Here is an 18744-nt window from a genome sequence, read left to right on the forward strand (position 1 = left end):
CTCGGACGAGCGCGGCAGGGCCGCACCACCCAACCCATGCATAGCGGCGCGTCAAGGTTTATAGTAGCGCGCGATCCTAAGGGTCGTTTGCATTCCGATGCCGGATGATCGCGGGCGCTAGCCGCTCGTGTTCGGGCCATGCACGGCCGCCGGCCGCACGTTCGTCAAACAGCGTAGCCAATCATGAGCGGTTTTTCCGAGCACAAGCCTTTGAATTTGCCGGCGGTCGAGACCGACGTTCGGCGCTGGTGGGATGAGGCCGAGGTTTTCGAAGCCTCCACGGCCGCCCGCGCCGACGGCCCGACCTTTACCTTCTACGAAGGCCCGCCTACGGCCAACGGCCGGCCGGGTATTCACCACGTGCTGGGCCGGACCATCAAGGATGCCTTCTGCCGCTACAAGACCATGCGCGGCTATCGCGTCGACCGTAAGGCCGGCTGGGATACCCATGGCCTGCCGGTGGAGATCGAGGTCGAAAAAGAACTCGGCCTGCAATCGCGCGAGGACATCGAAAACTACGGCATCGCCGCCTACAACGCAGCCTGTCGTGAATCGGTGCTGCGCTACAAGAACCAGTGGGACGAACTGACCCGTCGGATCGGCTACTGGGTCGATCTGGATGCCCCCTACGTTACCTTTTCCAACGAATACATCGAATCCGTGTGGTGGCTGCTCAAACAGCTGCATGTGCAGGGCCTGCTCTACAAAGGCCACAAGATTCACTGGTATTCGCCGGGCTCGGGTACGGTGCTGTCTTCGCACGAAGTCAGCCTCGGCTACAAGGAGGTCCAGGACCCGTCGATCACGGTCAAGTTCTTCCTGGAAGACGAGCCGGAGGTGGCGATCCTGGCCTGGACCACCACGCCTTGGACCATGCCCTCCAACGTAGCGTTGGCGGTCGGCCCGGGTATCGAATATGCCAAGGCCAGAGCCGAGGACGGTTCGCTGTATATCCTGGCGAAAGACTGTGTCGCCGCCACGCTCGGCGAGAACGCCGAGATCCTCGAGACCTTCGGCGCCGATGTGCTGATCGGTAAACGCTACAAGCCGCCGTTCGATACCTTCCTCGATCACCCCGAGGCCGAAGCGGCCTGGCGGGTGATCCCGGCCGACTTCATCACCACCGACGACGGTACCGGCATCGCCCACGAGGCGCCGGCCTTCGGTGCCGACGATTTCCGCGTGACCTCGGACGCCGGCATGCCGGTGTTCAATCCGATCGAGAACGATGGCTGTTTCCGGGCCGATTTCCCGCTGGTCGGCGGGCTATGGTTCAAGGATGCCGACAAGCCGATCGCCCGCGATCTGAAACAGCGCGGCCTGCTGTTCGAGCAGGGCGTCACGGTTCATAACTACCCGCATGACTGGCGCAAGGGCACGCCCTTGATGAACTACCCGGTCGAGTCCTGGTTCGTGGCGACTCAGCAGCACAAAGACAAGCTGGTCGAATACAACAACCGCATCAACTGGCATCCACCGCACGTCGGTACCGGCCGCTTTGGCGACTGGCTGGCCAACAACGTCGACTGGGCGTTGTCCCGGCATCGTTACTGGGGTACGCCGCTGCCGATCTGGGTCAACGACCAAAATCCGGACGATGTGGTCGTGATCGGCTCGATCGCCGAGCTGCGTGAGTACGCGGGCGACCAGGTCGCCGCCGACGACACGCTCGATCTACACAAGCCGCAGGTCGACGAGATCACCTGGCGCGCTGCCGACGGTGGCATCATGCGCCGCGTGCCCGAAATCATCGACGTCTGGTTCGACTCCGGTGCCATGCCGTTCGCCCAGTGGCACTATCCCTTCGAAAACAAGGAAATCTTCGAGGCCAACTTCCCGGCGGATTTCATCTGCGAAGGCGTGGATCAGACCCGTGGCTGGTTCTACTCGCTGCACGCGATCGGCACGCTGATCAAGGATTCGCCGGCTTACAAGAACGTCATCGTCAACGGCCTGCTGCTGGATGCCAACGGCGAGAAGATGTCCAAGTCCAAGGGCAACACGGTCGACCCGTTCGAAGCGCTCGACGAACACGGCGCAGACGTCATTCGTTGGTACATGCTGTCCAACAGCCCGCCCTGGGATAACACCAAATACGCCGATCGTGGCCTGCGCGAGACGCGCACCAAGGTGTTCGGCACGCTGGAGAACGTCTATTCGTTCTTCGCGACCTACGCCAACATCGACGGGTTTAGCGCGGACACGCCGGCGCCCGCGGTCGCCGAGCGGCCCGAGTTGGATCGCTGGATCCTGTCGCGGCTGCAGTCGACGGCAGCCGAGGCCGCGGCGGCACTGGACGACTACAACCCCACGCGGGCTGCGCGTGCCGTCGAGCGTTTCATCGATGCGCTATCGAACTGGTATATCCGGCGCTCCCGGGCACGCTTCTGGGCCGGTGCCCGGGCCGACGAGGCCGGCAGCGCCAGCGAATCCGAGGTGGCCGACAAGCGTGCGGCCTACCACACCACGCTGACCTGTCTGACCGAGACGGCGGCCATGATGGCGCCGATCGCGCCGTTTTTCGCCGACTGGCTATACGGTCAGGTGACCCAGCACGAGGGCGCTCGGGCATCGGTGCATCTGGCCGATTTCCCGACCCCGGATGCCGCGATCACCGATACCGATCTGGAACGGCGCATGGCCCTAGCCCGGGCGATCGTGGCCAACACCCTGGCGCTGCGCAACGAGGCGGGGCTGAATGTCCGCCAGCCGGTGGCGCGGATTCTGGTCGTTGAGGAGCCGGGTGTGGCCCGGGCCGACGTCGAGGCCGTGGCTGCGATCGTGCGTGACGAAGTCAACGTCGATGCCATCGAATTTGTGGCCGGCGAGGGCGATCTGGTCAAGCGCAGTGCCAAGCCGAACTTCAAGCAGCTGGGCAAGCGCCTTGGCAAGAAGATGAAGCCGGTGGCCGCTGCGGTCGCCGAACTGGACGATGATGCCATTGCGGCCTATCTGCGCGACGGCACGATCGCGGTCGAGGCCGACGGCGAGACCATCGAACTCGGCGAAGGCGACCTGCAGGTGGCTGCCGAAGGCGTGGCCGGCTGGCTGGTCGGACGCGAGGATGGCGTTACGGTGGCACTTGATAGTACACTAGACGATTCGCTGATCCAGCGTGGTCTGGCGCGAGAAGTCATCAACCGCATACAGCGGCTGCGCAAACAGGCCGAATTCCATGTCGCCGATCGGATCCGGGTTGAATACCGGGCCGAGGCGAGCCTGGCATCGGCAATTGAGGCCCACGCTGAACTGCTGACGCGTGAAACACTCGCGCGAACGCTGACGGCCAGCGAGGCGCCCGATGGCGACATCGATGCCTCGTTCGAGGTCGGCGACGGTGAGTTGACCCTGGCACTGACCCGGGTCGCTTGACGGCGCGCCGCCATAAAAAGACAGTAACGGATTTTCACGATTCGCAACGCGACGGTCAAAAGATCATGAAACAGGATATCCATCCCAACTATCGCCCGGTGGTTTTCAAGGACATGGGCAGTGAGTTTGCCTTCCTGACCCGTTCGACCATCGAGTCGGACGAAAACATCGAATGGGAAGACGGCAACACCTATCCGCTGATCAAGCTGGAAGTGACCAGCGATACCCATCCGTTCTACACCGGCAAGCAGAACATCATGGATACCACCGGTAAGGTGGAGCGCTTCCGTCGTCGCTTCGGCGCGATGGGCAAGCGCTAGAACGAACGCTGCGTTCCGGGCGCGGGCCGGTGACGGCGCGCCCGGAAAGACCGTTTCGTGGCAAGGCATTGGCCGTTCGTGCGGCCGATGCCTTCGTGCGTCCAGCGTTCGTGCCCGAGCTTGGCTGCGCTATGAGCCGTTCGCTCGTGGAGTGATCGAGAGCCGTGGTAGGCCGCGTGCGGCCGGCAAGGCCGATTGGCCTATGAGCTGGATAAGCCTGCATACGTGCCTAGCCGCCTATGGCAGGCGTGTCTTGTATCGCGTCGATCATGGCGAGCCCAGGTTGACCCGATCGCGCTGGCGTCAGGCTCCGTCGGCTATTGACGGGCTGCTGGCGTCGATACGGCCACGGGCAGTGAATGAAAGCCTGTATCGTGCTCGGTAGGAATATGGCGGTCTGTCGGGCAGCCAGGCCGGGCGATGATGCGCTGCCGCGACCTGTCTGAGCGTCAAGCCTTAGCGGCCGGCCGCCGCCCGCTGTGTGCTGTTGGCCAGGCCGGGCATGGCGGATCGGTCATTCGGACGTAGTCCGAGCGCTCGGTAGCCGCACCAACGGCCCCTCGGTGGTTATTGGGTATCCAGCCCATACGATGCCTTGGTGCGCGACTAAAACGGCGTTTCAGCCGCTATTCCGGCACGTTTCGACCGCCCTGGAGGCGCGTGCCGCCTGCTGTGATGGCGATAGGCGCCAGACTCGCTCTGCTCTGACCGAGGGCGTTGTTATATCGGCCGTGCTGGGGGCGTAGTCGTCAGCAAAAGCCCCCTATGCGTGGCAGCCAACGGGTCGGGATGCCGCTGGCCTACCAGCCCAGCCTGACAGGCGATCGTCAGGCCCAACGCATCGGGTGTTCCTCGCGCAGCACGCCGTCCTCCCAATCGGCCCAGCCGGTGAACGGGATCGGCGTATCGATCGGCAGTCGGGCGACGCGCTCGCTCCAGTGCTGTTTGGCTGCGGCCAAATGTTGTTCGAATGCGCCCTGGTCCTGATAAGCAATGCCACCACCTTGCACGCCGTAGCTGACACAGGGCGGCAGGACATCGAAGCCCATATAGTGCAGTGAGTAATTGATTGGCCAGAGCAGGCGCTCGATCGGCCCGCCGCGGCCGTAGGGCGAAAACGTATGGGCCGGGCCGCCCGTGGTCACCGAACAGACTGCGCGCCGGCCGCGAAAATGGCCTTCGTCATAGCGCCGGCGGCTGGTGTAGAGCTCGCCGTAGACGAACACCCGATCGAACCAGCCCTTGAGCATGGCCGGTTGGGCATGCCACCAGAGCGGAAACTGGAGCACCAGCAGGTCGGCCCGTTCGAGGCGCTCGATCTGGTCGGCGATATCGGTCGGCCGTTGGGCTTCGCGCTGTTCCTTAAGCGCCGAGAAATAATCGGGATCCGCAGGCGGGGCGTAATGCCGTGGGCCTTCCACCGGATCGAAACCCTCGGCATAGAGATCGGCGATCTCGACCGTGGCTGCCATGTGGGCCAGCGTATCGCGGGCGACGTCGGTGAGCGCGGCGTTGAACGATTGCGGCTCCGGGTGGCAATGAACGATCAAGGCATGCATAGCGATATCGTGTTTGAGCGATATAGCCAGCATGCGATTTTCGGTTTTGAAATAGAATCCTCTTAAATCGCAATCGCTATTTGCATGAATGCAAGATTTGGACTGGAATGCCCTGCGGCTGGTGCTGGCCATTGCCCGCTCGGGATCGCTGGCCGGGGCGGCCCGAGGACTCGGTGTCGCGCATGCCACGATTTTTCGTCGGTTGAACGCGGTGGAGCAGCGTATCGGGGTGAGTCTGTTCGAACGGGCGCGTAGCGGCTATCGGCCGACCGCGGCCGGTGCCGATATGGTCGCGGCCGCTGAGCGTATCGAGCGCGAAGTGATTGGCGTCGAGCAGCGGGTGCTCGAATGCCAGGCCCAGCCTTCGGGCACGGTGCGCCTGACCACGACTGATACTCTGTTCGAGGGGCTGTTGGCCGCTATTCTGGCCGACTGTCGGCGCGACTATCCCGACATCGCGCTCGAGGTCGCGGTCTCCAATGACACCTATAGCCTCACCCGGCGCCAGGCCGATATGGCGGTACGGGCGGTCAATCAGCCGCCGGAACATCTGGTGGGGTGGCGGCTCGGGCAGGTGGCCATGGCGGTCTATACTCAGGCCAACGCAGCACCGAGGGCGGCATACGAATGGGTCGGACTGGACGATAGCGTGTATTTCCCGGCGCTTGAGGCTTGGCTTGCCGAGCGCGGCGATATCGCGAGCCGCTGTGGTTATCGGCTGGATACGCTACTGGGTTTGCGAGCGGCACTCAGGCACGGCGCGGGCCGCGGGGTATTGCCTTGTTACCTGGGTGATAGCGATCCCGATCTGGTTCGGGTCGACGAGCCGATCGAGACGCTGGGCACCGATCTATGGCTGCTGGTGCATCCGGATTTAAAACGTGTTGCCCGTATCCGGGCGGTGCGCGATCTGCTGTTCGCGGCGTTTTCCGAGCCCGAGTACCAGCAGGCCCTGGCGGGCCGGGCCATGTGCCGCTGAGCCTCGAGACAGGCCTCGTACTGGAGGCCGGCTTCAACACCGCCCAGAAGGCCCAGCCGCCATGGCGTGCTTTGGTCTGCGCCGGATGCCCGGGCGTCATGTTCTGGCCCAATCTCGGCATCAAGAGAGCAAACGATGCAAAGCGGCACGTTTTTGGGGCGCGAGACACCCGTGCTATGGGGCGCGTTTTTGCCGAGCACTGGCCGTGGCCTGAACGCGTACCGCGCGATAGTGCCTAGCTCGATCGATCAGGCGCCGGCGGATTCGGCGGATTCGGCGTCTTCGCGTTTTTCGACCTTGTGGCGTTCTTCGTTGCTGCCCAGTTTCCAATAGCTGGAGATATACAGATCCTCTTTCGCCACGCCGCGTTCGTCTTTCAGATGGGCGCGCAGTTTGCGCATGCTGGCAAATTCGCAGGCCACCCAGATCGACGGCCGGCCCGCAGCCCAGTTCAGCGCGCGCACGGCCTCGCAGAGCACGTCGCTGTCGCGCCCGGGGCGGGCATTGATCACCCAGTCGAGCTGGATGCCTTCGGGGGCGCGCAGATCCTGGATATCGGCTCGGTCGATCACTTCGATCACGGCCCGCCCGCGGGCGTTGGCCGGCAGGGTTTCGAGATTGGCGCTGATCGCCGGCAGGGCAGTCATATCGCCGACCAGTAAAAACCAGTCGGCGCGGGGATCGACGCGCTTGGCCGGGCCGGGGCCGCCGATTTCGATGGTGTCCCCCGGTGTCGCCTGGTCCGCCCAGCGTGAAGCCGGGCCGCCATCGTGGTGAAGTACGAAGTCGATATCGATGGCGTCCTCACGCTGCGACCGTACGGTGTAGGTACGCAGGAGTGGCCGGTCGCTGTGGGCCTGGGCGAAGCGCAGCTTCACGTAGGCGCTGGCCTGGTCCGCCGGGAAATCGACCATGCCCGCGCCGCCGAGGGTGATCCGCAGCATATGCGGGGTGATTTCGGTCTTGTCGAGCACGGTGAACTGGCGGGGCGGGGTACGGCTCATGGGGTCTGTTCCCGTTGGTCGAGATTGGCGGCCATCGCATTGGCCAGACCAATGAAGTGGGTGAGTTCGTTCTCGGACAGGCCGGCGCCCATGCGTTGGCCGGCTTCGGTCTCGATGTCGACGATGCGGCGATACAGGCGTTCGCCGGCGACGGTCAGCGTCAGCTGCTGGCTGCGGCTATCGGCTGGATGCGGCTGGCGGTCGATCAAGCCGGCCGATTGCAGACTTTTGATAAGTCGGGCGATACGGGCTTTGTCCTGGAGCATGCGTTCGGCAATCGTCTGTGCCGTGCACTGGGCAGCCCGGGCGATGCTTTTGAGCACCCGGATTTCAGACACCGTGAGTTCGATGCCGGCTGCCGCATAGCCTTCGCGTAGGGCGCGTTTATAGGCATGCAGCAGGCGATGGAGCGATTCCCCGATCGCGGTGGCGTTCATAGCAGATCAGTTGACAGTATCAACTATATGTTCGCGGTTGGGGTTGATAGTGTCAACCATCGTTTCGCAGGCACCGTGCTGGGCATGGCGCTGGCCGGGATTGTTAGACTATGCGCCTTCGCCAGCCGGCCCGACCAGGTAGAACCCCCATGTCTGTCGTTACCCGTTTCGCTCCGAGCCCGACCGGTTATCTGCATATCGGTGGCGCCCGTACTGCCTTGTATTCCTGGCTGTATGCCCGGAAACACGGCGGCCGCTTTGTGCTGCGTATTGAAGACACCGATCGCGAACGTTCCACCGACGAGGCGGTACAGGCGATTCTCGATGCCATGCACTGGCTCGATCTGGAGCACGACGGCGAGATTTACTACCAGACCCAGCGCTTCGACCGCTATGCCGAAGTCATCGATTGGCTCCTGGCCGAGGGCTGGGCCTATCGCTGCTATTCGAGCGCCGAGGAAGTCGAGGCCATGCGCGAAGCGGCCCGTGCCCGCGGCGAAAAACCCAAGTACGACGGCACCTGGCGGCCGATGCCAGGCAAGACCCTGCCCGAGCCGCCGGAAGGCGTTGATCCCGTGATCCGGTTCGCCACGCCGCTCGAGGGCACGACCGTGATCCCGGATCTAGTCAAGGGCGAGATCGCGATTGCCAACACCGAGCTGGACGATCTGATCATCGCCCGGGCCGACGGCACGCCGACTTACAACTTCTGCGTGGTGGTCGACGATATGGATATGGGCATCACCCATGTCATTCGCGGCGACGACCACGTCAACAACACGCCGCGTCAGATCAATATTCTCAAGGCGCTGATCGGCGAAGATGGTGAGTTGCCCTACTATGCCCATGTGCCGATGATCCTCGGCCCTGACGGCAAGCGGCTGTCCAAGCGCCACGGCGCGGTCGGCGTGATGACCTTCCGCGAGCAGGGTTTTCTGCCGAGCGCGCTGCTCAACTATCTGGTGCGTTTGGGCTGGGCGCATGGCGATCAGGAGATCTTCACGCGTGAGGAGATGATCGAGCATTTCGATATCGCCAACGTCCAGGGCGGTGCCTCGACCTTCGACCCGGAAAAGCTGCTGTGGGTGAACCAGGAGCACATCAAGGCTGCCGAGCCGATGGATCTGGCCAATGAACTGGCCTGGCATCTGGCCCGGCACGGCATCGAAGGCGTCGATGCGCATCGTTTGGCCAAGATCGCCGCAGTCCAGCAGGCCCGCTGCAAGACCATGGCGGAAATGGCCGAGCAAAGTCTGTTTCTGTTTCGAGAGGTCGACGAATACGCGCCCAAGGCAGTCAAGAAGCACATCAAGACCGCGACCCCGGATCTGCTGGCCCAGGTGCATGACGGTCTGGCCAAATTGGACGCCTGGGAAGAAGAGGCCGTCGCTGCGACCGTACGCGAGGTGGCCGAGTCCAATGAAGTCGGCATGGGCAAGGTCGCCCAGCCGATCCGGATCGCCCTGACCGGCGGTCCGGTGTCGCCTTCGATCGACGATACGCTGGTGCTGCTCGGCCGCGAGACGACCCTGGCCCGCCTGGATGCGGCCGTATCGGCGTTCCGTGAATTAAAGGCCGACTAAGACCTCGCACGAACAGCGAAGATAGGCCAGCAGCAGCCCGGGCCTTGGGTTGTTGCTGGCCTATGGCACTATGCCAATGGCCGCTCGCACCGCGCCCTTCGGCGTCTGAAGCGCGCTGAAAGGATCTAGAGTGGCAGGAATCGCGGCCATTAGGGGGCTTAAGCGCGGCCTATGGCAGTCGACTGTGTCCGCAGGTCTGCGCTGCGGGTGCTTTCGAACCCAAGGCATATGCAGCGGTTCGCGCTACAGCCGATGCGTGGTGGATTTGGGCTCGGCTGTCGGTGGGCGAGGTCGGTCTATGCCGATCGTGCCAGTCGAAGGCGCCAGCGGCCCTTGATGCTAGAGTGTGATGCTAGAAAAGGGAGAGCCCTTACCGGGGCCGCGATCGGACGCTCATGCCGCGGGCTTGGGCATGATGCGGGATCGATCAGGACCTGCCGCTCTGGGCTGGGACGCCGGGTAGTGGAGGGCACAGTCGGCTCAACGCCACCCGGGTTCCGATCACTAGATCAATTGGCCTTACCGGCTTGGTCGGTGTGCGTTGTACGTTAGTGGCCGCACGCGTAGCTGCGACCGCCCGGCCGGCGCCGGTCGGTCCGTACCGCAGCAGCCGGATCTGGGACAGGGGCGGTGCTGATTTCTGTAGTGACCATCGATAGTAATTTGCTATTCGACTGCGCAATACCATAACGTCAGCCGTATCGTTACAATGATTATTCAATTGTAGAGGTCTCTATGGCCCTCACCGTCAATATCGCGACGCTCGATTCGGGCCGTACCGACCGCATGGCCGAGATGTTTCGTCTGCTGGGCGAGCCGAACCGGCTATCGTTGGTGTATGCCTGTCTCGAGCAGCCGCAGAGCGTGGCAAGTCTGGCCGAGCAAATCGACATCTCGATGTCGCTGGCCAGCCATCATCTGCGGCTGCTGCGTGCAGCGCGGCTGTTGGCGGCGGAACGCCGTGGCAAGCAGGTGTTCTATGTGGCCGCAGACGACCACGTACAGCGCGTGCTACGCGACATGATCGCGCACAGTGCTAAGGAGGACAGGCGATGAGCACCTCGCATTCGCACGACCACGCACACGGCCACGAGCACCCCCACGAGCACGGCTGCGGTCACGACCATGATCACGGGTTGGGGGGGCACCATCATCATGGCAGCGGCAAGGTGCTGGTGTTCTCGCTGTGCTTTACGCTCGCCTTCGCCGTGGTGGAAGTCGTCGGCGGTTGGCTGTCGGGGTCACTGGCGCTGCTTTCCGATGCCGGGCATATGTTCACCGATTCGTCGTCGCTTGCGATCGGCGCGGTCGCGGCCTGGCTATCCCGGCGCCCGGCCTCCAATGCCCATTCCTTTGGCCTACAGCGCGCCGAGGTGCTGGGCGCCTTAATCAATGCCGTGCTCATGATCGGCGTCGTGGTCGCGATCGCAGTCTCGGCGGTCCATCGGCTGTTCAATCCGGAGCCGGTGATGGGCGGTACGGTGATGATCATCGCCGGTATCGGGTTGCTGGTGAATATCATCATCGGTGCGATCCTGTTGCGCGGCGAGCAGACCATGAACGTACGCGGCGCGCTACTGCATGTGCTGGGCGATCTGCTGGGCTCGGTGGCTGCACTGGCGGCCGGCTTCGTGATCATGGCCACCGACTGGACGCCGATCGATCCGATCCTGTCGTTGTTCGTCTGCCTGCTGATTTCGATCTCGGCTTTCCCGCTGCTGCGGGAAGTCGTGCGGGTATTGATGGAAGGCGTGCCCAAGGGTGTGGATGCGACCCGGGTGAGCCAAGCGCTGGCAGGCGTGGAAGGGGTACGCTCGGTGCACGATCTGCATATCTGGAGTCTGTCTTCGCACCAGCGGGCGTTGTCGGCGCACGTCGAGATCGGTCGGCTGGCCGATTGGGAAGCGATTCTGCCACGGCTGCAGGCGTTATTGGCCGAGCGTTTTTCGATTACCCATACCACGCTGCAACCCGAGGATCAGTCGACCGCCCGGGCCTGTGTCAACGATCTGGACTGCGGAATCGCCACCTGATGTATCTTGGGCGGGCCGGGCTAGGCGAACGGCGCGATCCGTTGCTGCAAGAGTTCAGCCGAGTGCATGAACGCTTCGTGCTCGGCTGTATCCAGTGGCAGTTCGACGATGCGCTCGACCCCGTGCCGGCCGACCACGCAGGGCACGCTCGCATAGACGCCCGATAGCCCGTAGGCGCCGTCGAGCCGGGTCGATACCGCCAGGACCGCATGTTCGTCGTTGAGAATCGCTGCACAGATGCGATCCAGCGATACTGCGATGGCATAGCTGGTATGGCCCTTGGCCTGGATGACTTCGTAGGCGCCGTCGCGGGTGGCTTCGGCCAGCTGCCGACGGCGACCTGCGCTCAGCTCGATCGGCGCACCGGCGACATTGGCGTGGCTCCAGACCGCGACTTCGCTATCGCCGTGTTCGCCGATCACATGGGCATGGATATGCCGTGCATCCACCTTGAGATCGTCGCTCAGCAGCCACCGCAGTCGGGCGCTGTCGAGCACCGTGCCCGAGCCGATCACCCGTGCAGCCGGTCGCTGCGAGCGCAGCCAGGCAATCTGGGCCAGGGTATCGACGGGGTTGGTGGCGATCAGCAGTATGGCGCTGTCGTTGAGATAGACCATGATCGAATCTACGATCGACTGCATGATCACGGCGTTGCGTTCCAGCAGCGCATCGCGGGTTTCGCCCGGTTTCTGGGCGGCGCCGGCGGTGATGATCACGATATCCGCGCCGGCGCAATCGCTATAGTCGCCGGCCCGGACCCGCGAGGCCCCGGCCAGGGCGCGGCCGTGCTGGATATCCAGAGCTTCGCCGCGAGCGCGTTGGTCGTCGATATCGATCAGTACGATCTCGGTCGCGCGTTCACGCAGGAACAGGGTATAGGCGGTATCGGCGCCGACCGCGCCGGCGCCAACGATCACGATACGCTGGCCATTGCGGCCGCCCGCGGTGGCAGGGCTCGAAGTCATGAAAGGCTTTGTCGATCGAATGATGGCGCCAGACTAGCCGATCGATATGCGCCGGGCTTGATACGGATCAACAACACCGGCGCGTCGTTCGTTTGGTGCCCTGCATACAACAAAGCCCGGCGAAGCCGGGCTTTGTTGTGGTCGATCGGAGCCGCCGATCAGGCGCTTTTGCTCTGATAATAATCCATCAGAATCTCGGCCACCTCGGGCCGGGAGAATTCTTCCGGCGGGGCCTCGCCACGGCCGAGCATTTCGCGTACGGCGGTACCGGACAGCAGTACGAAGTCGTCCTTGGAGTGGTCCGGGGCGTCGGACATCATCACCACCTTGCCGAGCTTCTTGGAAAAGGCGGTGTGGTCGGCCTTGAAGATCTCAATCTCCAGAGCGTCGTCCGGCACCTTTTCGTCGAAGATGGTCTGGGCCTCGAAGGCGCCGTAGAAATCACCGACGCCGGCATGGTCGCGGCCGACGATCAGGTACGAACAGCCGGCGTTCTGGCGGAACACCGCGTGCAGTACGGCCTCACGAGGCCCGGCATACATCATGTCGAAGCCGTAGCCGGTGATCATGACGCTGTTTTCTGGGAAGTAGACATCGACCATCTTGCGGATGGCAGCATCGCGCACCCGCGCCGGCACGTCCCCGGGCTTGAGCTTGCCGAGCAGCATATGCACCAGCACGCCGTCGGCGCCGGTGGCCTCCAGGGCCATCTTGCACAGTTCCTCGTGGGCCCGGTGCATCGGGTTGCGGGTCTGGAACGCCACCACCTTGTCCCAGCCGCGCTCGGCGAATTCGGCGCGGATCGAGGGCGCGGTACGGAAGGTGTCCGGGAAGTCGGCCTCGAAATAGGAGAAGTTCAGCACCTGGATCGGGCCGTGCACGATATAGCGGCCGAGGCCCTTGAAGGTCGCCACGCCCGGGTGTTCTTCGCTGTCGGTGCCGAAGATGTTGATGACCATCTCGTCCATCTCGGCATCCGAGATCTCTTCGATGCCTTCTACGTCCTGCACGGCGATCGCCCGCTCGCCTTCGACGTTCGGGTCCTTGAGCGCGATGCGGGCCGCGCCGCGGATCGGTTCCGGATCGGCCACGATATTGACGATCGGGATCGGCCAGAACAGCCCGTCAGTGGTGCGCATGTCGCGAGCCACGGACAGGGCGTCGGCCTTATTCATGTAGCCGATCAATGGGTTGAAATAGCCCGCTCCGAGCATGACCGCATTGGCCGCGGCGGCCGAGCTGACCGTGATCGACGGCAGTTCGTGGGCTTCCTGGACGAGCAGGCCGCGGGCGTCGTCGTCGGCGACGAACAGCGGATTGAGCGTATCCGAACCGTGGGGCTTGATCATGGATGTGCTATCCCGTGTTGTCGCAGCCAGGAGCCATGCATTGAGCCCACGGTGTTATGACCGCGGGTTATGGCTGCGAATCATGTTAAAGCGCAGAAGTCTAACGAGGGGGTATGACCGGCGGCAACCCAGCCATCCGGTCTAACGACATTACGAATTATTCTTGCCGGTCGTGTCGTTTTCGCAGTTCGCAGCCTGGCATTCGCCGTACAGCACGAGGGTGTGCTTGGACAGGTCGAAACCCGATTTCTGGGCCACGTCGCGCTGGCGCTGCTGCATTTCGTCGTCGAAGAATTCCTCGATCTTGCCGCACTTCACGCAGATCAGGTGGTCGTGCGGGCCCTGCTCGAGTTCGAACAGGGCATGGCCGTCCTCGAAATGGTGGCGGATCACCAGTCCAGCATCCTCGAACTGGGACAGCACCCGATAGATGGTAGCCAGGCCGATGTCCTCGTCGCTGTCGAGCAGCTTGCGATACACGTCTTCGGCGGACAGATGATCCTGTCTGTTCTGTTGCAGGATCTCCAGAATTTTCAGGCGCGGCAGGGTTGCCTTGAGCCCCGCCTTGCGCAAATCGCTGGTTTCCATACTCGACACCTCGAAAAACGCACGCTTCGGCGTGGCGTGGGACCGCGACGACGCTGGTGGATGCAGCGTGTCCGGGGGCTGTCAGCGCCGGTCGTAGGCCAACGCCTCGCCGATGCAGCCTTGGCTAAGTTTACCGCCATGATACGCCAATTGGCCAGACACGAAGGTGCTGACCACCCGGGCATCGAAGGTATGCCCGGCAAACGGCGTCCAGCCGCATTTGGCATACACGGGCTCGTCATCGACCACGGTACGCCCAGTGGGGTCCACCAGGACCAGATCGGCCCAGTAGCCTTCGCGTAGATAACCGCGCTCGGCGATATCGAAGCGATCGGCTACATTGTGGGCGGCTTTTTGGACCAGCTGCTCGAGCGTGAAATGACCGGCCGAGGCATGGTCGACCAGCGAGATTAGAGCATGCTGAACCAGGGGTAGCCCCGAAGGGGCCGAGAAATAAGGATTATCCTTGTCGGCGCGGATATGCGGGGCATGATCCGTGGCCAGCACGTCGATAATGTCGTTGCTCACCGCTTTCAATAGCGCATCGCGATCGGCCGCGGTCTTGATCGCCGGATTGCATTTGATCAGCGTGCCCTTGTCGGCGTAGTCATCTTCGGTGAAGAACAGATGATGGACACAGGCCTCGGCAGTGATCTGCTTGGGCGCCATCGGCCCGGCCGCGAATAGATCCAGTTCTTCGGCGGTGGTGATATGCAGGATATGCAGATTGGCGCCGTGCCGGGTCGCTAGGTCGATCGCTTTTTTCGACGAGGCGATACAGGCTTCGCGGGAGCGGATCACCGGATGTTGGCTCATCGGCACGTCCTCGCCGAAGCGCTCGCGGGCTTTGGCCGCGTTGGCTTCGATCATGGGCGTGTCCTCACAGTGGGTGAGGATGGTCAGCGGCGAATGCTCGAAGATGGCTTCCAGGGCGGCTTCGTCGTCGACCAGCATCTTGCCGGTGGAGGCGCCCATGAAGATCTTGACCCCGGCGGCCATCGACGTATCGACGTTTTTGATCGCCTCGATGTTGTCGTTGGTCGCCCCCAGGTAGAAGCCGTAGTTGGCCGTGCAGCGGCCCCGGGCCATCTCTAGCTTGGCGGCGAGCGCTTCGTTGTCGATGGTCGGCGGCTTGACGTTCGGCATGTCCATGAAGCTGGTGATGCCGCCGACCACGGCCGCCCGCGATTCACTGGCCATATCGGCCTTGTCGGTCAGCCCCGGTTCGCGAAAATGCACCTGGTCGTCGATCATGCCGGGCATGAGGTAGCAGCCGGCCCCGTCGATGACTTCGGCCCCGGCCGGGGCCGCGATGTCGCCGTCGATGCGTTCGATATGGCCGTTCCGGATCAGCACGTCGGCGATCGCGCGCTCGCCTTCGTTGATCAGCGTGGCGTTGGTGATGAGATAGTCGGTCATGCGGCGACCCTTGGGTTCGGGACGAAAAATATTATCAGGCCGGGGCCAGTCGGGCGCGATCGCTGGCGCAGCGCGTGGCGATCGCGCCCTTGCCGACCCCTTCATAGGCCCGTACCCGGATCAGCCGGCCCGGATACCGCGCGGCGAGTTCGCCGGCGATGTAGTCGGCGATGTTTTCGACCGTGGCCGGGCCGTCGAGCAGCACACAGTGTGCGGCCGCGATGTCGAGGGCGAATTCGCCCTGTTCGGCAGCGTAGGCAAAGCCAAGCCGCTCGGCGTCGTCGACGGTGCTCAGATGGGCCCGGCTGCCGATGAACACGCCTTGCCAGCGCTCGGCCCAGGCGCCGGCGATATCCGGCCGGTCCGTGCCGTCGATCGCGATCGACAGCCGACAGCGATGGCCGTGGGCCAGACGCTGGCAGTTGCCGTCGTGGGCGGACAGGCCATGGGTGTAGTCGTAGGCTGGCCCAGCGATGCGTTCGGGGCGCAGATCGATCGCCAGTCCATCCACATTGGCAGGCATGTTCGCAGCGATGCGCTGCTCCAGCCAGCGCGCCAGTGCTTCGGGCGCGATCTCGACCATATCCAGCACGGTGACCGCGCTGTCCGGGCCGGTATAGCGATAGCGATCGCCGCCGGTCGTGGTCAGGGTGATCGTATGGCCGTCGATGGCGATACCGGGGGCGGCTGCCGGCACCAGCAGCCGATGGTCGACCAGGGCATCGATCTCGGCCTTGAGCAGGCGCTTGGCCGGGCCGAAGTCGAACAGCATGCCGTCGTCGCCGCGGCGTCCGGTCAGGGTGGCATCGACCAGCCAGGTCGCGCCGCGCAGACCGAAATCAGCATCGAGCACGCCGCAGTCGATATGGGTGACGTGTTCGACGAAAAGCTGGAGTGCGTCGTCGGCTGCGTTCACGAGGGCAGGGCGATGCCGCGATCAGGCAGCATGATCGGAATGCCATCGTCTATGCGATAGCCGGTGGCCCGGTCGCGGGTGATCAACAACGCAGCCACGCGCTCGGTGACGGCGCTGCCATCGGCGTATTCGGCGGTGCCGTTGTCGATAGCGGTATTGAGCGCCTCGATATCCGCGGCCGCGGCCGGTGACAGCGATAATCCGGTGACTGGGCAGACCAGAATCTCGAGCAGTTGTTTATCCATGAAAAACGGCCGATGCGTGGCGTGGCTGGCCCTAGTCTAGGGTCTGTTGATATTTCGTGCGAGTCGCGCCCAGCCCCGTGGGGTGGCAAATCGAAGCACAGCGAGGATCGCGTCACGGTTCGGCCGTAGAGCGCTGCAGGGCCGGATCGTGATCAGACAGCCTCGGGCGCGAAAGGCCGGTCGCGCATGAACACGACGAAAGGCGCCCAGCAACAGGGCGAGCCCAGCTGCGGTGCGCCACGAGACCGCGGTCGGCGAGATGCGAAAGGCGGACTCTAGCGCGCTACGCGAACGACGCCGCGACAGATCGCAAAAGAGCGCGGCCAAGCCAGCAGCACAGCCAGCGGGGCTCGATGGGTGCAACTGGCGTTGGGCGTCTTGGGCCGGTATCGGCCGAATCATGGCGAAGGCGGTGGTTCGAATCTGCGAGCGCCCACTCGGCACGCGCCATGGCCAAGGTGTCGTCGTCCCAAGCCAGTATTAAAGACTCAGTTTGAGCCCGAGCACCGCGATCACCAGCCCGGCGATCCAGGCCAGCCGAGCCGGGCGGGCCGAATCGCCCCAGAACAGGATGCCGAGTGCCGTGCTGCCCAACGTTCCGAACCCCGTGAATACGCCGTAGGCGACGGCCATGGGCAGGTCGGCCATCGCGATATGCAGGCAGGTCAGGCCGGCTGAGAATGCGCCAACTGTGATCACCGCCCCGGACAGGCGTCGGCCATGGCTGAGCCGGACAAAACCGGCCACGCCAAGAATCTCGAAGCCGCTGGCGACCAGTAGCCATAGCCAAGCGTTCATGAGCGGGCGCCGGCGTTGCCGGTCTTTTTCAAACCGACGATGCAGATCAGAAGCAGGGCCAAAAAGCCGTAGGTGGCCGGATGCAGGGACGCGCCTAGAACAAATGTTTCGACCAGCACGGTGCCGACCGCGCCGAGGCCAACGAACAGGATATAGACCGTGGTCGCCGGCAGTTCGCGGCTGGCTACAAGCGCCAGTATCAAGCTGGCCAGTGCGCAGCCTACGGTGGCGGCCCAGGCCACCGGCGAGGCCGCCAGTTTCAAGCCCGCGACCCAGCCGATTTCGGTGCCGGTGCCCAGTGCAAGCCAGATCCAGGATTTCATGAGAGCCTCGCAATACGCGCGAACGAACGGTCGGTAGTATAACAAGGCCTGTGACTTGTGCCCAATCGTTCGAGCCGGCAGGGTATGCTGGATTATGGCAACACAATGCCCAGCCCAACCTACCGTAGAGCGCGTACATGAAATCGCGCTGTCGTTGTTTGCCCGTCAGGGCTATGAGGGCATGTCGCTGTCGCAGCTGGCCGCCGAAGTCGGCATTCGTAAGCCGTCGTTGTACAACCACATCGACAGCAAACAGGCTCTGTTCATGAGCCTGGTCGAGCGCGTGCAGGCGGCGTTTTTCGAGGCCCTGGATACCAGTATCGCTCGGCACGCCGAGGCCGATGTGCACAAGCGCCTGTTCGAACTGGTCTGCGATCTGTCGCGCTTCATTCTGACTGAGGCCCAGGGAGTGTTCTACAAGCGCTATCTGCTCTTTCCCCCGGAGGCCTTATCCGATCAAGTGCGGGCGATCAATGCGGATGGCGAGGCCCGGATCGATGCGGTCCTGCATGCGCTCTATGTCCAGGGCCAGCAGGAGCAGGCCTGGGGCGAACTGAGCGAGCGAGGGTTTCTGGATGCGTTCTATTGTCTGATGGATGGCCTGTTCAGTGAACGCTTCATCTACTCGGGTGATGAATACGATCGACGGGTAGCCTCGATCTGGCCGATCTTCTGGTCAGGGTTGACCGCTCGCGCGGATCGCTAGCGCTGCATATACCGTGACCGAGCCGAGCGCAGCAGGCCTGGCCAGGTCGGGCAACGCCCGTGGGGTAGCCTTCGTAGCTCGGCCCGGGGTGTGTGTTACGCCCCGTTATCCTGGCCAGACGGTATTAACCTTCGGATGGCAGTTCTCA

The 18744-nt window shown here is 63.4% G+C and carries 18 protein-coding genes; 7 read left to right on the forward strand and 11 right to left on the reverse strand.

Translation table 11 applies throughout. From position 1 onward, the window contains the following. The first annotated feature begins 183 nt into the window (after window positions 1–183). Both ileS and V5738_RS00810 read left to right on the forward strand, forming a co-directional pair. Window positions 184–3372, forward strand: coding sequence for an isoleucine--tRNA ligase (ileS, locus tag V5738_RS00805; RefSeq protein WP_423822491.1), 3189 nt, complete (start codon window positions 184–186; stop codon window positions 3370–3372). A 65-nt stretch (window positions 3373–3437) separates the two neighbouring features. Then, on the forward strand, window positions 3438–3692 hold the full coding sequence (locus V5738_RS00810) for a type B 50S ribosomal protein L31 (RefSeq protein ID WP_423822492.1): 255 nt from the start codon (window positions 3438–3440) through the stop codon (window positions 3690–3692). A gap of 827 nt (window positions 3693–4519) precedes the next feature. On the opposite strand, the gene V5738_RS00815 is transcribed toward V5738_RS00810, so the two are convergent. After that, window positions 4520–5251: an NAD(P)H-dependent oxidoreductase gene (locus V5738_RS00815; protein ID WP_423824218.1), complete on the reverse strand. Its 732-nt coding sequence runs from the start codon at window positions 5249–5251 to the stop codon at window positions 4520–4522. An 88-nt stretch (window positions 5252–5339) separates the two neighbouring features. Here V5738_RS00815 and V5738_RS00820 point away from each other — a divergent pair, with 88 nt between their 5' ends. Continuing rightward, window positions 5340–6230 (forward strand): LysR family transcriptional regulator, encoded by an 891-nt coding sequence (locus V5738_RS00820; RefSeq protein WP_423822493.1) that lies wholly within the window; start codon window positions 5340–5342, stop codon window positions 6228–6230. A 248-nt stretch (window positions 6231–6478) separates the two neighbouring features. On the opposite strand, the gene V5738_RS00825 is transcribed toward V5738_RS00820, so the two are convergent. Continuing rightward, window positions 6479–7234 carry a siderophore-interacting protein gene (locus V5738_RS00825; RefSeq protein ID WP_423822494.1) on the reverse strand — a complete coding sequence of 252 codons (756 nt, stop codon included), beginning with the start codon at window positions 7232–7234 and terminating at the stop codon, window positions 6479–6481. Then, window positions 7231–7671 (reverse strand): MarR family winged helix-turn-helix transcriptional regulator, encoded by a 441-nt coding sequence (locus V5738_RS00830; RefSeq protein WP_423822495.1) that lies wholly within the window; start codon window positions 7669–7671, stop codon window positions 7231–7233. The genes V5738_RS00825 and V5738_RS00830 overlap by 4 nt, the downstream gene beginning before the upstream one ends. 149 nt (window positions 7672–7820) lie before the next feature. On the opposite strand from V5738_RS00830, the gene gltX reads away from it, so the two are divergent. The 3 genes from gltX (at window position 7821) to V5738_RS00845 (ending at window position 11287) form a co-directional block, all read left to right on the forward strand. Continuing rightward, window positions 7821–9254 (forward strand): glutamate--tRNA ligase, encoded by a 1434-nt coding sequence (gene gltX, locus V5738_RS00835; protein WP_423822496.1) that lies wholly within the window; start codon window positions 7821–7823, stop codon window positions 9252–9254. A gap of 735 nt (window positions 9255–9989) precedes the next feature. Continuing rightward, on the forward strand, window positions 9990–10310 hold the full coding sequence (locus V5738_RS00840; protein ID WP_423822497.1) for an ArsR/SmtB family transcription factor: 321 nt from the start codon (window positions 9990–9992) through the stop codon (window positions 10308–10310). Beyond that, window positions 10307–11287, forward strand: coding sequence for a cation diffusion facilitator family transporter (locus V5738_RS00845; RefSeq protein WP_423822498.1), 981 nt, complete (start codon window positions 10307–10309; stop codon window positions 11285–11287). Before V5738_RS00840 ends, V5738_RS00845 begins: the two co-directional genes overlap by 4 nt. Before the next feature lie 20 nt (window positions 11288–11307). On the opposite strand, the gene V5738_RS00850 is transcribed toward V5738_RS00845, so the two are convergent. The 8 genes from V5738_RS00850 to V5738_RS00885 all read right to left on the reverse strand — a co-directional run bounded on the left by V5738_RS00850 (window position 11308) and on the right by V5738_RS00885 (window position 17890). Next, window positions 11308–12252, reverse strand: a complete 945-nt coding sequence (locus V5738_RS00850; protein WP_423822499.1) for an L-lactate dehydrogenase — start codon at window positions 12250–12252, stop codon at window positions 11308–11310. Window positions 12253–12410: 158 nt separating this feature from the next. Continuing rightward, complete coding sequence (sat, locus tag V5738_RS00855; protein WP_423822500.1) at window positions 12411–13601, reverse strand: sulfate adenylyltransferase; 1191 nt, start codon at window positions 13599–13601, stop codon at window positions 12411–12413. A gap of 150 nt (window positions 13602–13751) precedes the next feature. Further along, entirely contained in the window at window positions 13752–14189 is a 438-nt protein-coding gene (gene fur, locus V5738_RS00860) for a ferric iron uptake transcriptional regulator (protein ID WP_423822501.1), read from the reverse strand. Between the two features lie 81 nt (window positions 14190–14270). Further along, on the reverse strand, window positions 14271–15608 hold the full coding sequence (locus V5738_RS00865; RefSeq protein ID WP_423822502.1) for a dihydroorotase: 1338 nt from the start codon (window positions 15606–15608) through the stop codon (window positions 14271–14273). 34 nt (window positions 15609–15642) lie between these two features. Next, window positions 15643–16524, reverse strand: a complete 882-nt coding sequence (locus V5738_RS00870; protein WP_423822503.1) for a 6-carboxytetrahydropterin synthase — start codon at window positions 16522–16524, stop codon at window positions 15643–15645. Beyond that, window positions 16521–16769, reverse strand: a complete 249-nt coding sequence (locus V5738_RS00875; RefSeq protein WP_423822504.1) for a Trm112 family protein — start codon at window positions 16767–16769, stop codon at window positions 16521–16523. The genes V5738_RS00870 and V5738_RS00875 overlap by 4 nt, the downstream gene beginning before the upstream one ends. 480 nt (window positions 16770–17249) lie before the next feature. After that, window positions 17250–17567, reverse strand: a complete 318-nt coding sequence (locus V5738_RS00880; RefSeq protein WP_423822505.1) for a DMT family transporter — start codon at window positions 17565–17567, stop codon at window positions 17250–17252. Further along, complete coding sequence (locus tag V5738_RS00885) at window positions 17564–17890, reverse strand: DMT family transporter (RefSeq protein ID WP_423822506.1); 327 nt, start codon at window positions 17888–17890, stop codon at window positions 17564–17566. Before V5738_RS00885 ends, V5738_RS00880 begins: the two co-directional genes overlap by 4 nt. A 94-nt stretch (window positions 17891–17984) precedes the next feature. Here V5738_RS00885 and V5738_RS00890 point away from each other — a divergent pair, with 94 nt between their 5' ends. After that, window positions 17985–18596, forward strand: a complete 612-nt coding sequence (locus V5738_RS00890; protein WP_423822507.1) for a TetR/AcrR family transcriptional regulator — start codon at window positions 17985–17987, stop codon at window positions 18594–18596. The last annotated feature ends 148 nt before the right edge of the window (window positions 18597–18744 follow it).

Origin of the sequence: Salinisphaera sp. SPP-AMP-43 (genome assembly GCF_049568105.1) — a bacterium.
GTDB lineage: Bacteria > Pseudomonadota > Gammaproteobacteria > Nevskiales > Salinisphaeraceae > Salinisphaera.

Excerpts from the sequence above, each read along its gene's own strand:
- sat (WP_423822500.1), bottom strand. The coding sequence starts at position 13,601 with ATGATCAAGCCCCACGGTTCGGATACGCTCAATCCGCTGTTCGTCGCC.
- V5738_RS00820 (WP_423822493.1), top strand. The coding sequence starts at position 5,340 with ATGCAAGATTTGGACTGGAATGCCCTGCGGCTGGTGCTGGCCATTGCC.
- ileS (WP_423822491.1), top strand. The coding sequence starts at position 184 with ATGAGCGGTTTTTCCGAGCACAAGCCTTTGAATTTGCCGGCGGTCGAG.
- V5738_RS00810 (WP_423822492.1), top strand. The coding sequence starts at position 3,438 with ATGAAACAGGATATCCATCCCAACTATCGCCCGGTGGTTTTCAAGGAC.
- V5738_RS00850 (WP_423822499.1), bottom strand. The coding sequence starts at position 12,252 with ATGACTTCGAGCCCTGCCACCGCGGGCGGCCGCAATGGCCAGCGTATC.
- V5738_RS00815 (WP_423824218.1), bottom strand. The coding sequence starts at position 5,251 with ATGCATGCCTTGATCGTTCATTGCCACCCGGAGCCGCAATCGTTCAAC.
- V5738_RS00880 (WP_423822505.1), bottom strand. The coding sequence starts at position 17,567 with ATGAACGCTTGGCTATGGCTACTGGTCGCCAGCGGCTTCGAGATTCTT.
- V5738_RS00865 (WP_423822502.1), bottom strand. The coding sequence starts at position 15,608 with ATGACCGACTATCTCATCACCAACGCCACGCTGATCAACGAAGGCGAG.
- fur (WP_423822501.1), bottom strand. The coding sequence starts at position 14,189 with ATGGAAACCAGCGATTTGCGCAAGGCGGGGCTCAAGGCAACCCTGCCG.
- V5738_RS00840 (WP_423822497.1), top strand. The coding sequence starts at position 9,990 with ATGGCCCTCACCGTCAATATCGCGACGCTCGATTCGGGCCGTACCGAC.
- V5738_RS00845 (WP_423822498.1), top strand. The coding sequence starts at position 10,307 with ATGAGCACCTCGCATTCGCACGACCACGCACACGGCCACGAGCACCCC.
- V5738_RS00830 (WP_423822495.1), bottom strand. The coding sequence starts at position 7,671 with ATGAACGCCACCGCGATCGGGGAATCGCTCCATCGCCTGCTGCATGCC.
- V5738_RS00885 (WP_423822506.1), bottom strand. The coding sequence starts at position 17,890 with ATGAAATCCTGGATCTGGCTTGCACTGGGCACCGGCACCGAAATCGGC.
- gltX (WP_423822496.1), top strand. The coding sequence starts at position 7,821 with ATGTCTGTCGTTACCCGTTTCGCTCCGAGCCCGACCGGTTATCTGCAT.
- V5738_RS00875 (WP_423822504.1), bottom strand. The coding sequence starts at position 16,769 with ATGGATAAACAACTGCTCGAGATTCTGGTCTGCCCAGTCACCGGATTA.
- V5738_RS00825 (WP_423822494.1), bottom strand. The coding sequence starts at position 7,234 with ATGAGCCGTACCCCGCCCCGCCAGTTCACCGTGCTCGACAAGACCGAA.
- V5738_RS00890 (WP_423822507.1), top strand. The coding sequence starts at position 17,985 with ATGGCAACACAATGCCCAGCCCAACCTACCGTAGAGCGCGTACATGAA.